Origin of the sequence: Peribacillus sp. FSL K6-5616, from assembly GCF_038008245.1 — a bacterium.
Taxonomy (GTDB): Bacteria; Bacillota; Bacilli; order Bacillales; family DSM-1321; genus Peribacillus; species Peribacillus frigoritolerans.
Genome location: NZ_JBBOYT010000001.1, coordinates 4,150,553 through 4,165,212, shown reverse-complemented (window position 1 = coordinate 4,165,212; position 14,660 = coordinate 4,150,553). Strand labels below are relative to the sequence as shown.

Sequence of the window (14,660 nt, the reverse complement as noted above, 5' to 3'; positions counted from 1 at the left end):
AATAGTAGAATATATCCTTCCCTGACAAAATGCAATCAGAAAAGTTAAACCATTTATAAACATGATAAATCGAAATCACTACTTTCTTGAATAGGAGAGAAGGGATTATTTGTAAGTGAGTCGAAGTTAATTACATTAAGGAGAAAGAAAATTATAAAGAAAGCGGGAGATCTATTGGATACAAAAGAGGTATTGGGGCGATTCGAACAGGTGTCTGCATACTATATTGAAGAGATAAGTAAATATTCGCTGGATGAGTTTACGAGAAAGCCTTCTGAGGATGAATGGTCATTAGGTCAAATGTACACTCATTTAATAAAGAGTACCCTTCATCTTCATTTGAAAGCCATTGAGCAATGTGTTAATGGCACTACTTCCGATGGCGGTGAAAAAACGGAAATAGGCGAATTGATTTTCAAAGAAGGGACGTTTCCTCCAATCAGGTTAAAAGGTCCAGATACACCGGATTTCACACCGCCAAATCCTACAGGAAAGGAAGAAGTAAAGGAAGGACTGCTTCAAATCGTTGAGAAAATGCAAGAGATAGAAAGAAAGCTCTCCGACATTCCGGCCAGCCAGAAAGTTCAGCACCGGAGAATGGGATATTTAAATGCAAAGGAATATTTTCAGCTAATCGAAATGCATTTCCGGCACCACTTCCGGCAAAAAGAACGTATCGATCAGTTTCTTTTAAAAGTAAGTAAGTAAGTAAGAGTAACGAAAAAAGCCCAATTTCTCAATTTTAATGCTGAGAAATTGGGCTTTTTAATATGTTTATTGAGAGGGGCAGGATAGTGGAATAAATATATCAAATATAAGTATTAGGGGGAGTTGAATGAAAATGAATGACGAAAAAATGGGTTCGGCCAGTGGAGTGGTTATCGCTGTAAGTAAAAGTGATAAACACACATTCAGTAAGGAAAATTGCAATAGCATAAAACTGTTGAAAGGTTTGGGCGTTGAAGGAGATGCCCATTTAGGTAAAACCGTTAAGCATCGTTCACGTGTAGCGGCTAACCCCAATCAACCTAATCTCAGGCAAGTTCACCTAATTCACTCAGAATTATTAGATGAATTAAAGGATAGGTTTAATGTTGCAGCTGGACAAATGGGTGAAAATATTACGACAAAAGGTATCGATCTGCTTGAATTACCGAAGGATTCGTTACTATATATTGGGGAAACGGCAGTTATTAAAGTAACAGGCCTGCGAAATCCTTGTGCCCAAATTGATCAATTTAAATCTGGACTAATGAACGCTGTTTTAGACCGGGATCAGCAGGGGAACTTGATACGTAAAGCAGGTATCAAGAGCATAGTTTTGGAAAGTGGTGAGGTTTACCCCGGAGACCAGGTTAGAATTCAATTACCGCCCTTACCTCATGCACCACTTGAGAGGGTTTAATGTTTTCTTATAAAACTGTTTTTATTTTATATAAAACCATTAGGGGGTTGAAGAGGCAGCCTTTTTCTTATGCCATTGAAAGTACGTAAGCGGCAATAAAATTCAACAAGAAATTCGTTTGAATTACAGGTAAATTATGGTATTGTGAAATTAGAGGTGATTATTTGAGGAAATGCTTTCTTTTTATAAGCCTATTTTTTGTTTTATTCTTTTTAAACGCTTGTTCATCAAATCCTTCTCTGGAACTAGTAGATGCGAAAGTTGATATTGTTAAAGATGAAAATTTGCTTGGGGCAATTGGGATAACTGAAGGGGAAAAAAAGGGAGATAAGCTGATCCCGACAGCTTTATTTTATGAATTCACCATTAAAAATACAGGTAATAAAACAGCAGGTATTGAAGAAGTTGATAAAGGAATTGAAATCAAGATTGAGCCTAAGGATAAATTAAAAGCAGTGTCAGAGGACGTCATGGGCTTCAATATTTATAATCCTGAAGATTATAACGGGAGTGGTGTAGGGTTCGGTCATTCTTTTTTCTCAGTTCTTAAGCCTGACGAAAAGGGTGAGTATACTCTTAACTATGATTTAGGTGTAAGCGAAAAAAATTCCCAAGTTCCATTGCTTGTACCTTCAAAAGAAGAATTAGAGAAACTAAGGGAGTATGCATTTGATGCTTTTTTAGTTGTAACAATTGAAAATGAAGAAATAGTAAGAGTCGACCTGAATAAATATAAAAACTAACAGGTGCTTTTTGAAGATCGGAGCTGTCTTTAAGATAGCTTTTTCTTTATGCAACTAAGAGAATGGAGGTTTTAGATGGACACTAAAATATTATATTATAAGAAATTTGAAGGTAGTGTAAAATCTATCGATTATGTTAATTGGGCTATTCATATGCTGGAGAAAGATTTTTCAACACAGTCTTTAAATGTTCTATCTTCCTTTAGGGAACCATTAAATGTTTTTGAAGTTGAAGATTACTTTTCGAGAATTATAAGGGAATTGAGTTTGCAGGAACCATTACACGAAGAATGTGCAAAGTATTATCTTTATGATTTATTAAGTAAAATAATAAATGGTGAAGAGGATGTTCTTGAAATTGCTTATGAGATATACTACGTAACCCGTGAACATTTCACTAATGAAGAATTATCGGTATGGTATGATATCAGTGAAAAAATTGATGACTATCGATATGGTGATAACATTACAAAAATAACCAAGGGCGATTTAATTACCGCAATCGTGTCAGAAGCTAAGAAACAATTAAATAGCAATTTGAATTTAAACTAACAAAAAAAGAATTTCCACTATACTTCAAAATTCATAATCAATCAATAACGAGTGCTTTATTTTCAATAAGGGAGTTGCTTTGGCAGCTCCTTTTCGTTTGTAACAAACGGGGGGAGTTAGATCAAGAAGGAACTATGGTAAAATAAAACAATATATTAGAAAACTATAAAAGCTTTAACACATGGGGGATTTTATTTTAATAGTCATAGTTGCAAAACTACAATACTAAAACCAATGAGGATTTATGCAAGAAACAATTAATCAATTTTTAGGAAGTGATTTCAATGGGCAATGTTATTTGGCAAGAAGACAGTGATTATTACAAATTAGCACCATTAACTGATGAGATGGTTAAAAAAGCAGAAGAAAAACTGAAAATAAAATTACCACAATCGTACATAAATATCCTCAAAGATCAGAACGGGGGATATATAAAATTCAACTCGTATCCTACTGACGTTCCAACATCGTGGGCTGATGACCATATTAACGTTGACCATATTTTTGGCATAAGTCAAGAAGACGGTATATTAAAAAGCGAATATTTTATAGAAGAATGGGAAATGCCACAAGGGCTGGTTTTGTTTAATGGTGATGGCCATACTTGGATTGCTTTTGACTATCGCCATGTTTCTTCTGAACCTCCGATTGTTTATATAGATAATGAAGAAGAAAAGATTATAAAAATAGCGAACCATTTTGATGAATTTTTAGAAGGACTATATACGGAAGAATCCGAACCGTTTGATGAGGTTGAGCCTCAGATGGAGGGATATAGCAAAGAGGATTTTGAAACCCTTATACAAAAAGATAATGTAGAGGAAATAAGTAGTGTAATTACATATCTGTCGCAATTTGAGTCTGATGTAGATTGGGTAAGTAAGCAATTTATGATATTGAGTAAACATCCTGATAAATACTTAAGAAGTGATATTGCTAACACTGTATGGAATTTTTTAACTTATCGGTTAGATAATGAAACAATCCATGAATTTATTGAGGTTTTCAAAAATGATACAGATATTGATGTGCGAATGTACGCTGAGATGATTATCGAAAAACTTAACTATTCATATGAAGATTTGAAAAAGGATTTAGGTTTTGATAATAGAGTCAGTTTTTCTTATCAAGACCACATTTATCACATTAATGATCATTCTGGCCAATGGCATCTCTCAGATTATGAATTCGATTTACAATCGTTTAGTACAACGGAGGAGCTTCTACAACAGGCAACATTGGATGGAAAGTCTTTAGAGGAAATATGGGGTAATGTGAAAATATTATAGTGTTGGCTAATTAACTGACAAGCTGGAAATCGGAGCTGTCTTTAGACAGCTTTTTTTAAAATTCAATAAGAATTGGAGTTTAATGATGTTTCAGATAAGTACATTTCTAGTTGAAATGAGTGATGGTGAAGAGCATTATATATCCTTAGATGACTCTTTGAAATTAAGAGGGATTTTTGAACATCGAAAATTTACTCCGGAGTATATTCACATGCATATAATGATTCAGTTTAATAATCAAATTGTTGTCGGAAATGATATTCCTAGTGGTTTAGATTTATGGAATGATTATATATTGGGTTTAGAGAAATTTTTAAACGGAGAAAACGTGGAAATACCTTATGGGATCGATCCATATCTTATGAAGTTAACCTCCATAAACAGCAATTCATTGGATTTTTCTATTGTGGGAGATTGGGAACCTGTTAAGGTGTTTGCAGAAGCTATATTACCGAAAAGAGAATTCTTTGAAGCCATTTTAGATGGAGCAGCACAATTTTGGAATACTTTGATTGATTATAAAGTATTTGAAGAAAAAGAGATAAAGGACACAACAGCTAAAGAATATCCGAAACTAATGATTAAAGAAATTGAAAAATTGAGTGGGAAGGTAAAAACTTTGTTCAAGTAACAGGAGTTTTACTAGAGCCAACCTTTTCAAGGGATATCTCGGCAGGTTAGTTAAAGAGGAAATTGCCAATTCATATAATTAAAAGGCTCTAAGACTCTGAAGGTAATAGAATGTATGGGGTGGACATGTTGAAAAAATGGGAAAATGTTGCTTGGGGTAGTACAATTTTTATTGTATTGACTTTCCTTCCTCCGTTTCTAGATATAATTGGTTTTTCATTTTGGCTTAAATCAGTATGTATATTGGCAGTACTTTTTGGAGTTCTTTCAATTGTATCTAAAATCAAAATCCTTCAGAAACAGATAACAAATAAAGTTTGCTGGTTGTCTTTGATATCAGCTTTCATTTTCGTAACTGTATTGTCTGAATTTATTCAATAAACATCGATAAGGAAGGTTGCTGAGGCAGCCTTTTTCTTATGGAACTATAGGTGCAGTTGAGTTGAATGAATATATCCTTCATAGTTAATGGCTCATTTCGTGTGTAACTCTACACTTGTTTTTTTATTTTATGTCTAACTTGCGTAGTATTTACAGAGAAGAAAGCTTTTCCTTTAAATATGTCCCCCGCCATTTCGATTTCGACCGAAAAAAACCGATTTGGAAAAATTCCAAATCGACTTTTTTAATAGGATTACTTTTTGGGTTTTTTATTTAAAATAGTGCGCAGTTCATTGATATCATCATCAGATAGGGTATCTTCGTGAATGAATTGGACAAGCATGGATTTCATGGTTCCACCATAGATACGTTTGATAAATGATTCGGTCTCGGCACGCTGGCACTCTTCCTGTGAATAGAGCGGGTAAAAGGTGTAAACTCTTTGATCTTTATTGACACCTACTACATCTTTTTGAACCAATCGATCGAGAAGGGTCCGTATGGTTTTCGGTTTCCAATCGGTACTTTCCTGTAAGGAAAGTATGATGTCATTCGCTGTTTGAGGGGCTTTATCCCAAAGTACGTTCATGATTTCCCATTCTGATTCTGATATACTAGGAATGTTTTTTTCCATATTTCTCCCCTTCATTTTCATTATAGATTCCTAACTCCTTTAAAATTGATAAAGTGATTTCTCCCGCTTTGCTTCCAGAAGAATCATCTTCATTTTGTATATTGGTAGCAAAGAAATAAGTGTTGTTCTTCGTCTCTACATACCCGATAAACCAACCATTGATGTTTTTTCCATTCACTGCTCCTGTGCCTGTTTTTCCTGATAGGCGAGCTTCTTCATTCTTTTCTAAGAGTAGTGCTTCCTTCACGGCTTGGATATGCCTTTCCTTATATCCAAATTGATTGTTATAAAAGGCTTGCAGCAGTTGGACTTGTTCGACAGGAGAAATTTTTAATGAGGATTCGTTCCAGAATTCACTAAATTCCCCGGATACATCGGAATTTCCATAGTTTATCTCTTGTAGATTGGATTGAATGGTTTTAAATCCTGTTCTACGATCTAATTCTTGAAAATACCAGTTTACAGATTTTTGTAAAGCAGATGAGACATCCTGATCCATATTCCAAGCTTCATAGGGTTGCTCCGTCCCATCCCATGAAAGTTTGGATTCTTCGGGTGATATCACATTTGATTCTAGAGCAAATAAGGCACTATAGATTTTGTATGTGGAATCAGGTGATATCCGCAAAGTGCTTTTCTCTTCATTATAAATGCGATATTGCTGTGCGTTATGATCATATAAAACAAAGCTTCCTTCATACCCTTTAAAGAATTGATGTAAATCCTCATGAACTACTCCGTCATTTTTAAAATAGTATCGGTCGTTTTCCGTCGCAAATGCGGAAACGAAAGGTAATTGGATTGTCAAAATGATACTGGCCAACACATAAATGAAGACGCTTTTTCTTATTGATTTTTTTGCGGAATGCTTATAGGCAGAAATTTGTTCAATTCGTTTTTTGATTTGAAGCTTCGAACCGTTTAATTGTGTCACCAACTGTAGATTACTTGATCGTTTTGAAAGATCCAAAAAATTAATGATAGTATTTCCATAATCACTAATGGAATGGTCATCCAGTAACTGTAAAACAGATGTATCACATGCGATTTCCCGATCCAATCTCATTTCTCTAAAAGCAAGCCAAACAAGGGGATTAAACCAATATATGATTTGATAGAACAATATCACGTAATTTGTCAGCAAATCCTTGTTTTTATAGTGATTCAGTTCATGAAGAAAGATATACTCGTAATTTTTCAAGCTAAGCCAGTTTTCATGCTGAGAAGGTAAGACGATATATGTTTGAAAAAGCCCGAATATCATTGGAGATTGGACTTTATTCGAAATAACAATCTCTATTGGTTTTTTTATCTGCAGTCTTTTCTTGCATTCTTCGAAAAGCACGAGAACTTCTTGATTGGAAAACGGAGAAGAATAATTCTTTATCCTTCTGATTGTGAGCCATCCACGAACCATAGTAAAGGTAAATAAAAGCATCCCTGACAACCATAAACCCATCACTCCCCTATTTAGTAAGGACAGGTCTGGCCGATTGACCGATACAGAAAAGTCTTGTATGAGGTGTAGGCCCTGTATCATATCAGTCCCAGTTTTTTTCATATTAGAGCTGGGTACATTAATCTGATTTATATCGCCGCTGCCAAAGAGAGAACTAAAATTATATAAATCAGTAGGTATGAATGGAAGTGCTAAAGCGATAAAAAGAAACATCCACAAATGATAGTGCCATTTTGCTGTTAATTGTCTTCCAAACCATTTTCGTATAAGCAGGATAACAGTAACGGAAAATGAAGACACCAATAGACCTAATATAAAGTAGGTTAAAAACATGTCCTTCAATACCACCTCTCTTGACTTTTAAATTAACAAAAACAGGTATATAGCAAATTTATAGTGGCTTGATGGTAAAAAAATAAAGAATTGACTTTGTTTGATTACATATGTAATACTATACTACAGATGTAATCAGACTACAAACGTAATCTGTTAAAACTCCTTTCATGAGGTTGTTTTTTCAATACGTACATAAGAGTCTAATCAAATAATTAGGAGGTTTACATTATGAACAAAAGATGGTTTTATCAAATACTGGCACCAATAGGCTTGGTGCTTATGGTTGCTGGCTGCTCAGATGAGGAAAAACAGGTTGTACAACAATCGGAAACAGAACAAACCGGGGGAACTAACCAAACATCGGAAAATATTACGGCAAAAGAAGCCACAATCAAGAAATTTGAACAACTTGAGAAGGAATATGATGCAAAGCTTGGGGTCTATGCCATTGATACAGGAACGAAAGAAACCGTGGAATTTCATGAGAACGAACGATTTGCGTTTACATCTACTCATAAGGCTCTGGCTGTAGGAGCACTTTTACAACAGAAATCAATAGAAGAACTTAATCAAAGAATTACCTATACAAGTGAGGATCTTGTTAATTATAATCCGATTACCGAAAAGCATGTTGATACGGGGATGACTCTTAAGGAGCTTTCTGATGCTTCGCTTCGATACAGTGACAATACTGCTGGAAACCTTATCCTTGAACAGCTGGGGGGACCGGCTGGATTTAAAAAAGTACTGGAGGGAATTGGAGATAATGTTACCAACCCTGAGCGAATTGAGCCAGATTTAAATGTAGTTAATCCTGGTGAAACGCATGATACGAGTACACCAATAGCACTTGCTACTAGTCTTCAGGCTTTTACATTGGGAGATGCACTTCCAACTGAGAAACGTGAACTTTTAATAGATTGGATGAAGAGAAATACTACTGGAGATGCGTTAATTCGTGCTGGAGTGCCGAAAGGTTGGGTAGTGGCTGATAAGACTGGAGCAGGATCATATGGTACGCGAAATGACATTGCGATCATTTGGCCATCAAAAGGAGATCCTATTGTTCTTGCTGTACTTTCAAGTCGTGATGAAAAAGAGGCTGATTATAACGACGAGCTTATTGCTGAGGCGACAGAAGAAGTAATTAAGGCCCTTAAAGTCAAAGGTAAATAGAATATGATTGTACTAAAAAAGGTTACGTTAAGTAGCCTTTTTTAGTGGATTAATTCCTATAATGAATACCCTTCTTCAACTCCCTTTAATGAACGAAAGCCTTTCATCATCTGTATTGCTATGAAGACATAACGAAGCGACGCTTTTTTATAGAGCTAAAGGGGCAGGATGGAGGAGGGAAATAATGGTATGATATGGTATGTAGACTAAGGAGGTTGTTATATGAGTTATAAGAACACACTTATTACCATTTCAGAGGATTCAAAAGTTTCTTCAGCAAAGGTACCTGTCATCAAAAACAGTAAACTCACTATTGCTTATATCGAGCATGATTTAATTAACAATAACCCCTATAAATTTACACAAGAAGACGTCCAATTCAAAACATATTTAATCAAAAATCAATTGGAATCGGAAAATGCAGCTGAACTTCGAGAACAGTTCTTTTCAAAATCCAAGGCTTGTTTCAGGGCTTCTCCTTTAGTGAAAAATTATGGTTGGGGAATTCATTATAATAATCAAGGGAAAGTTGCGATATATGATGTTAACAGTGAAATGTATAACCAGTTGCTTAAGCAAGATGACATTACAAAACTTAAAGGCATGCGCTCCAAAAGAAAATAGATGCAGGATCGTTCAAAACGTAGTGACTAGAAATATAAAACGATGAAGATGACGCAACCAAAAGATGTTGAAGCTAAGAAGGTATAGTCATTTTTAATCATTTTAATAATCAGTTTATTCTGATATCATAAAAGGGATAAAATGGGAGGAGGAAATAACATAAAAAACTTATTTTCAATCTTAAGTATGTTTGTGTTAGTTCTGGTAGGTGGAATGGTATTAGGTAATTCTTCTGCACAAGCAAGTGTTCCTCAGTATTCTTTTCAAACAGAAGATGGAAAATGGGATGGTGAAATTGGAAATCCTAACAGAGGTAGTGACTTACAGGTAGAACTGGTTTCCCCAATCTATTTAAAGACTTCTTCCGGTAGTAAGTTGTTGACTAATTATAGTAACATATGGTCCCGTCTCTGCAATGCCAGTACTGGAAAGTGCACAGGCTATCATAGCTTAGCTGGTGGAAAGACATTATTCACAGATATGAGAGTTGGTAAATTTTATGTAGATGTGAAAGATGGATACTCTTCTGGAAGAGTATCTGGAAAACTACAAATTGTTTTCAAATAATATGTAATACTAGCTACCCACTCTTAATGGGTAGCTTTTTATCATGAAAAAAATTGAGATCGGACTGAAGGGCTTTTGTGGATTGTTTGGTGGCAATATACAAAAAGGTACACTTTAAACTGAGTGCACCTTTTTGTTTTATGAATTATATATTTCTCTGTTCATATTCACAATATCTTTATTTGCGAGGGAGGTGAAGTTAGAAGCTGATAACTTCTCTATAACCTTATCCCGTAGGAATGGGGCTTTTTCTTTATTGGCTTTTTCCAATGCTTTTGTTAGTTCTTCTTTTGTTAGTTCTGTGCAGTATGCAGGAGTTCCCGGCTGTTGTCTCCACGAATCACTTAAAGAACCACTATCCACTGTGTCGAAGCCTAGCTGGTTTACTACATCCATGATTATTTGTTTTTGTGATACGTCATTACCAGCAATCGCCATGGCAATGCGTCCACTAGTACCTTCGGGGGTTCCCTCATTTTCTAAAGTATGGGCTAACAAGTTGTTGAAAGCTTTGATGATAGGTTTACCTAATTGATTGGAAACCCAAACACTTTCAATCATCCCGTTTTCAATTTCTGCAATTTTTTGGTCTCTGCTAGGGTAATAATTTGAAGTATCTACGATGATTACTTCCTCCCCAACTTGCTCGATAATATTCCGAATGCTTGGCAGTGCTGTTAAAGGGAGAGATATTATAAGAACTTCAATATTGGTCATTACATCTTCTATAAGGACAGGTGTTCCAGCAAGCTCTTTTCCTTCTAAATGTTCAATTCCTCGTGCATCTGCAATTTTGACATCATGTCCAGTCTTAACTAATTTTTTAGAAATAATCGACCCGATTGTTCCAGCACCTATAATTCCAAATTTCATCATTGCACCTCCTAAAGAATTTGTATATCAAAGATTCTGCTTAAAGTTAACAATGATATTTTTATCTGAATCAATATCACCACTTTATCAATCCGTAAACATATCTCATTAGATATAAAAAATATTGAGTGTTTTTATTACATATACTAGAATATAACCAATTCTCATTTTTTTGAAGAAGGCAATAAAAATTGCCATAGTACATTTTTTTGTACCTAATAGTAGAAAGCAGGTGAATGGGTGTCTAGAATATGTAAGGATGGATTTGACAAAAAGTGTATAAAGGAACAGAGAGAAGTATATGGCATTGCCTATACCCAAAACATACTATCTGGACGTTGGAAATATCTCATTCTTTGGTTTATAAAGTCCAAAGAGCGCCGTTATAGTGAAATCAAAGCTTTTTTAGGGGATATTTCACAAGGTTCTCTTACAAAGCAACTTCGAGAACTAGAAACAGCTGGTTTAATTAATCGCAAAATTTATCCAGAGGTTCCTCCTCGTGTTGAGTATTCATTATCCTCAAAAGGGGAAGAACTCATTCCTATTATTGATTTAATGGAAGAATTCGGGAAGAAGTTTGGGGAGCAGGTAGACTAACCAAAGCTAACACATCGTTAACCCCAGATTTCAAAAACTAAATTTGTAGATAAAGTAAAAGTTGCGGGAGAAATCGTTCTAACGCAGCTTTTTCTTTTACGATAAACATTTTGGGGAAATGTACTTAAAGTAACGGGTGCTTTGTTTCTTATGGAACTAAAGGGGTGGGATAGTTGAAGAGTGCTCTTTGCCTTTCTTCAACAAGAAGGATATTTTCTGTTTTTCGAGAATTGGAAGGTAAGAATACAGGATGGATATTGCAAAATAACAGGAACAAAGGAGGTATGAAATATGAAGATCCACAGAATAGATCATGTAGGTGTAATCGTAAATGATCTCTCTGCTGCTAAAGATTTTTTTCTCGATTTTGGACTAGAAGTGCAAGGGGAATGGGAGATGGAAGGAGAATTGATGGATAAGATGAGTGGGCTTAATGACGTTAAAGTAGCATGTGTAGGATTGGGGAAGCCAGACGGCCAGGCATGGATAGAGCTAATTAAATTTTATTCGCCGTCAGATGAAAAAGATAGTCAGCAACCTTTTGCAAATACCCTGGGTATCCGGCATATTGCATTTGCTGTTGAAGATATTGAAGCCCTTGTTGCCAAATTGAAAAAGAAAGGTACGGAAATCTTTAGTGAAATACAACAATATGAAGATAGTTATAAGTTATGCTACTGTCGTGGACCAGAGGGAATTATTTTAGAGTTGGCGGAGCAAATCAAATAAATTAAGGGTAATTAATGGTTGATGTGCTTATGAAATCATGCATAAATGGTAAAAAACGAACAGATGCCAAATCAATATCTGGATATATATGGCTATACATCACCCGGAATTGTTTCAATTTGCAACTGAAATTGAATGAATAAATAAGGACTTCTTTATTGCAAAGGGGGTCTATTTTTTGTTCATTTCTCTTGTTGAACTATGGGGCAGGTTAGTTCAGTTTAGTTCAGTAAGGGTTATGAAATGGTCTGTTACTAGTTAATTATTTCCCCGAATTAATTCACGCAATATACACTTACAATAACTAATTCGAAAGCTAGCGCCATTACTTCGTAATCAAAACGGTGCGGCTTCTTTAACTTACATAAAACAATTACGCTAAGAGTGAATAAGTATATTATTTACTTTCTTTGTTGACCATAGTTAAGAGTGTTAACAGTATTAGAATTTAGGAGGGCCCACATTTATGAAGGCTGTAACTTATCAAGGACCAAATCATGTACAGGTTAACCAAGTAGAGGATGCAAAATTAGAAAAAAAAGACGATATTATAGTTAAGATTACTTCTACTGCTATTTGTGGATCTGATTTGCATTTATATCAAGGTAACATGCCATTACCCCCAGGATATATTATTGGCCACGAACCAATGGGTATTGTAGAAGAAGTTGGACCTGAAGTAACAAAAGTAAAAAAGGGAGACCGTGTTGTCGTTCCCTTTAATGTTTCATGCGGCCATTGCTTTTATTGCCAACATGAAATGGAAAGCCAATGCGATAACTCAAACCCTCATTATGATTCTGGCGGATACTTTGGTTATACTGAGAAGTTCGGTAACCATCCAGGTGGTCAGGCTGAATATTTAAAAGTCCCTTTTGGAAACTTCACTCCCTTTGTTATCCCCGAGTCATGCGAATTGGAGGATGAGTCACTGCTCTTTTTATCGGATGTTCTGCCAACAGCTTATTGGAGTGTAAAAAATGCAGGTGTAAAATCAGGCGATACAGTTATTGTTCTTGGATGCGGACCTGTTGGGTTGATGGTACAAAAATTTGCCTGGATGGAAGGTGCAAAGCGTGTAATAGCAGTTGATTACTTGGATTACCGAATCAATCATGCGAAAAAGATGAACAATGTTGAGGTATTTGAGTTCACAAAATACCCTGATATGGGGGAACATTTAAAAGAGATCACACATGGTGGGGCAGATGTCGTCATCGATTGTGTAGGTATGGATGGAAAGAAATCACCCCTAGAGTTTCTGGAACAAAAATTCAAACTGCAGGGCGGAACCCTTGGGCCTATTCAAATTTCTACTAAAGCTGTCCGAAAGTATGGGACAGTGCAAATGACTGGTGTTTACGGAGGTAACTATAATCTATTTCCATTAGGTGCATTTTGGGTTAGAAATATTAATCTTAGAATGGGACAGGCTCCAGTCATTCATTTTATGCCAGAATTGTTTAAAAAAATAACAAATAACGAAATTGACCCAAGAGAAATTATCACACACAAAATGTCCCTTGAAGAAGCAAGTCATGGTTATCGAATTTTTAATAATCGTGAGGATGAATGTATAAAAGTCGTTTTAAAACCGTAATACTCTTCTCTTTCCAAAAAGACTTCATACTGTGTATGGAAGTCTTTTTTTCTGTAAAATTTTTTATGGATAGGCGAAAAGTGGAAGTCTGAGTCCCATCTTTGACATTGGCAGGAATCATTCATCATTAAGTAATCAATCTTTAAATAGGTGCAAATAAGGTAGGTTGCTGCTGCAACTCTTTTTCTTAATGAACGAACGGGGCAGTTAGTTGAACAATCGTCATTAGTCTGGTTCAACATTCGGGCCATTTATGGAGTAAGAGGTTGGATATTACTTCACTTTTTTATGTAGCTAACATTGTTCTAAAGTAGCCGAAAACGCTGATTTACCAGCGATGTATAGAATCCTACATAAAAAAGTTCCATTTACTCCTTGACTCCAAAATTCAACCTATATCACGACTTAATTAGTTATGATGCAGTTAATTATTCTTTCTATATTATTGATTTATTTAACAATACCATGTTGGATAATCTCCACATCTACCTTTGATTTGAATTTAACATCTTTAAAATAGTTTGTCTTATCTTTTTCTTTCCAGGTATCATGATGAAAAGCGATCAGTCTTCTTCCAATACCAAACGCATCACAGTTGGCTTCTTGTAGTTTTTTAATTACTTCTTCAGCATTATTAGTAAAGGTATTTGATAATTTATTGTTTAGTTGATCAACTTTATTAGGTACATTCCCTATAGGATATTCTTCTACTATTACTTTTAAATGTAAGTTTAAATTCACAAAAACTTCTCCTCTGTCATTCACAGAAACATTTAACTTCCGTTTAATATGATCGACATTCAGAGAAATAAAATTATTCATGTTTAATTCTTTATTTCCATTTACATATGTTGTGAAACGCGTATATTTACTTTGCTTATTATTTAGTAAAAGAAATAGAGTGGATTCTTCTTGGGATAGAGCTCCTGATAATTTCCTTTCATCAAATAATGCTACACCTGCCACATCTATAGTAGTACCATTACGACCTATCTTTAATAAGGGAAGGACAATATCTTCACCTGGATCAAGTATCTCTGAAGCCAGAGTCTGGATGCTTTC

At 35.2% G+C, this 14,660-nt stretch carries 15 protein-coding genes and 1 pseudogene; 12 read left to right on the top strand and 4 right to left on the bottom strand.

Going from position 1 to position 14,660, the window contains the following annotated elements:
• Positions 1 to 174: 174 nt before the first annotated feature.
• The 6 genes and pseudogenes from MHB45_RS20200 (at position 175) to MHB45_RS20175 (ending at position 4,620) form a co-directional block, all read left to right on the top strand.
• Entirely contained in the window at positions 175 to 708 is a 534-nt protein-coding gene (locus tag MHB45_RS20200; RefSeq protein ID WP_323066759.1) for a DinB family protein, read from the top strand.
• 133 nt (positions 709 to 841) lie between these two features.
• Complete coding sequence (locus tag MHB45_RS20195; RefSeq protein WP_323066764.1) at positions 842 to 1,405, top strand: MOSC domain-containing protein; 564 nt, start codon at positions 842 to 844, stop codon at positions 1,403 to 1,405.
• Between the two features lie 164 nt (positions 1,406 to 1,569).
• On the top strand, positions 1,570 to 2,148 hold the full coding sequence (locus MHB45_RS20190; RefSeq protein ID WP_048678171.1) for a hypothetical protein: 579 nt from the start codon (positions 1,570 to 1,572) through the stop codon (positions 2,146 to 2,148).
• A 75-nt stretch (positions 2,149 to 2,223) separates the two neighbouring features.
• On the top strand, positions 2,224 to 2,700 hold the full coding sequence (locus MHB45_RS20185) for a hypothetical protein (protein WP_340908064.1): 477 nt from the start codon (positions 2,224 to 2,226) through the stop codon (positions 2,698 to 2,700).
• Positions 2,701 to 2,984: 284 nt separating this feature from the next.
• Positions 2,985 to 3,428 (top strand): annotated as a pseudogene (locus MHB45_RS20180) (SMI1/KNR4 family protein); the annotation flags it as partial.
• Between the two features lie 646 nt (positions 3,429 to 4,074).
• A complete protein-coding gene (locus MHB45_RS20175) occupies positions 4,075 to 4,620 on the top strand; it encodes a hypothetical protein (protein ID WP_202187483.1) in 546 nt (181 codons plus the stop codon).
• 633 nt (positions 4,621 to 5,253) lie between these two features.
• Here MHB45_RS20175 and blaI read toward each other — a convergent pair.
• Both blaI and MHB45_RS20165 read right to left on the bottom strand, forming a co-directional pair.
• Positions 5,254 to 5,634 carry a penicillinase repressor BlaI gene (gene blaI, locus MHB45_RS20170; RefSeq protein ID WP_034304552.1) on the bottom strand — a complete coding sequence of 127 codons (381 nt, stop codon included), beginning with the start codon at positions 5,632 to 5,634 and terminating at the stop codon, positions 5,254 to 5,256.
• Positions 5,615 to 7,426 (bottom strand): BlaR1 family beta-lactam sensor/signal transducer, encoded by a 1,812-nt coding sequence (locus tag MHB45_RS20165; RefSeq protein ID WP_048678161.1) that lies wholly within the window; start codon positions 7,424 to 7,426, stop codon positions 5,615 to 5,617. Before MHB45_RS20165 ends, blaI begins: the two co-directional genes overlap by 20 nt.
• Positions 7,427 to 7,657: 231 nt before the next feature.
• Between MHB45_RS20165 and bla the strand changes: the two genes are divergently transcribed.
• From bla to MHB45_RS20150, 3 genes are all read left to right on the top strand, one after another.
• A complete protein-coding gene (bla, locus tag MHB45_RS20160) occupies positions 7,658 to 8,605 on the top strand; it encodes a class A beta-lactamase (RefSeq protein WP_048678158.1) in 948 nt (315 codons plus the stop codon).
• 222 nt (positions 8,606 to 8,827) lie between these two features.
• Entirely contained in the window at positions 8,828 to 9,229 is a 402-nt protein-coding gene (locus MHB45_RS20155) for a DUF6157 family protein (protein ID WP_072273615.1), read from the top strand.
• A gap of 141 nt (positions 9,230 to 9,370) precedes the next feature.
• Positions 9,371 to 9,796, top strand: a complete 426-nt coding sequence (locus MHB45_RS20150) for a hypothetical protein (protein ID WP_207118140.1) — start codon at positions 9,371 to 9,373, stop codon at positions 9,794 to 9,796.
• Between the two features lie 138 nt (positions 9,797 to 9,934).
• Here MHB45_RS20150 and MHB45_RS20145 read toward each other — a convergent pair whose 3' ends face one another.
• Complete coding sequence (locus tag MHB45_RS20145; RefSeq protein ID WP_048678151.1) at positions 9,935 to 10,669, bottom strand: NADPH-dependent F420 reductase; 735 nt, start codon at positions 10,667 to 10,669, stop codon at positions 9,935 to 9,937.
• Between the two features lie 240 nt (positions 10,670 to 10,909).
• On the opposite strand from MHB45_RS20145, the gene MHB45_RS20140 reads away from it, so the two are divergent.
• From MHB45_RS20140 to MHB45_RS20130, 3 genes are all read left to right on the top strand, one after another.
• Complete coding sequence (locus MHB45_RS20140) at positions 10,910 to 11,269, top strand: winged helix-turn-helix transcriptional regulator (RefSeq protein ID WP_034304541.1); 360 nt, start codon at positions 10,910 to 10,912, stop codon at positions 11,267 to 11,269.
• 291 nt (positions 11,270 to 11,560) lie between these two features.
• The gene (locus MHB45_RS20135) at positions 11,561 to 11,998 is read left to right on the top strand and encodes a VOC family protein (RefSeq protein ID WP_048678149.1); all 438 of its coding nucleotides are present in this window, start codon (positions 11,561 to 11,563) and stop codon (positions 11,996 to 11,998) included.
• A gap of 466 nt (positions 11,999 to 12,464) precedes the next feature.
• The gene (locus tag MHB45_RS20130; RefSeq protein ID WP_048678145.1) at positions 12,465 to 13,598 is read left to right on the top strand and encodes a zinc-dependent alcohol dehydrogenase; all 1,134 of its coding nucleotides are present in this window, start codon (positions 12,465 to 12,467) and stop codon (positions 13,596 to 13,598) included.
• A gap of 450 nt (positions 13,599 to 14,048) precedes the next feature.
• Here MHB45_RS20130 and MHB45_RS20125 read toward each other — a convergent pair whose 3' ends face one another.
• On the bottom strand, positions 14,049 to 14,564 hold the full coding sequence (locus MHB45_RS20125; RefSeq protein ID WP_048678142.1) for a Ger(x)C family spore germination C-terminal domain-containing protein: 516 nt from the start codon (positions 14,562 to 14,564) through the stop codon (positions 14,049 to 14,051).
• Between the last annotated feature and the right edge of the window lie 96 nt (positions 14,565 to 14,660).

Excerpts from the sequence above, each read along its gene's own strand:
- blaI (WP_034304552.1), bottom strand. The coding sequence starts at position 5,634 with ATGGAAAAAAACATTCCTAGTATATCAGAATCAGAATGGGAAATCATG.
- MHB45_RS20145 (WP_048678151.1), bottom strand. The coding sequence starts at position 10,669 with ATGAAATTTGGAATTATAGGTGCTGGAACAATCGGGTCGATTATTTCT.
- bla (WP_048678158.1), top strand. The coding sequence starts at position 7,658 with ATGAACAAAAGATGGTTTTATCAAATACTGGCACCAATAGGCTTGGTG.
- MHB45_RS20130 (WP_048678145.1), top strand. The coding sequence starts at position 12,465 with ATGAAGGCTGTAACTTATCAAGGACCAAATCATGTACAGGTTAACCAA.
- MHB45_RS20175 (WP_202187483.1), top strand. The coding sequence starts at position 4,075 with ATGTTTCAGATAAGTACATTTCTAGTTGAAATGAGTGATGGTGAAGAG.
- MHB45_RS20165 (WP_048678161.1), bottom strand. The coding sequence starts at position 7,426 with ATGTTTTTAACCTACTTTATATTAGGTCTATTGGTGTCTTCATTTTCC.
- MHB45_RS20150 (WP_207118140.1), top strand. The coding sequence starts at position 9,371 with ATGGGAGGAGGAAATAACATAAAAAACTTATTTTCAATCTTAAGTATG.
- MHB45_RS20135 (WP_048678149.1), top strand. The coding sequence starts at position 11,561 with ATGAAGATCCACAGAATAGATCATGTAGGTGTAATCGTAAATGATCTC.
- MHB45_RS20185 (WP_340908064.1), top strand. The coding sequence starts at position 2,224 with ATGGACACTAAAATATTATATTATAAGAAATTTGAAGGTAGTGTAAAA.
- MHB45_RS20195 (WP_323066764.1), top strand. The coding sequence starts at position 842 with ATGAATGACGAAAAAATGGGTTCGGCCAGTGGAGTGGTTATCGCTGTA.
- MHB45_RS20155 (WP_072273615.1), top strand. The coding sequence starts at position 8,828 with ATGAGTTATAAGAACACACTTATTACCATTTCAGAGGATTCAAAAGTT.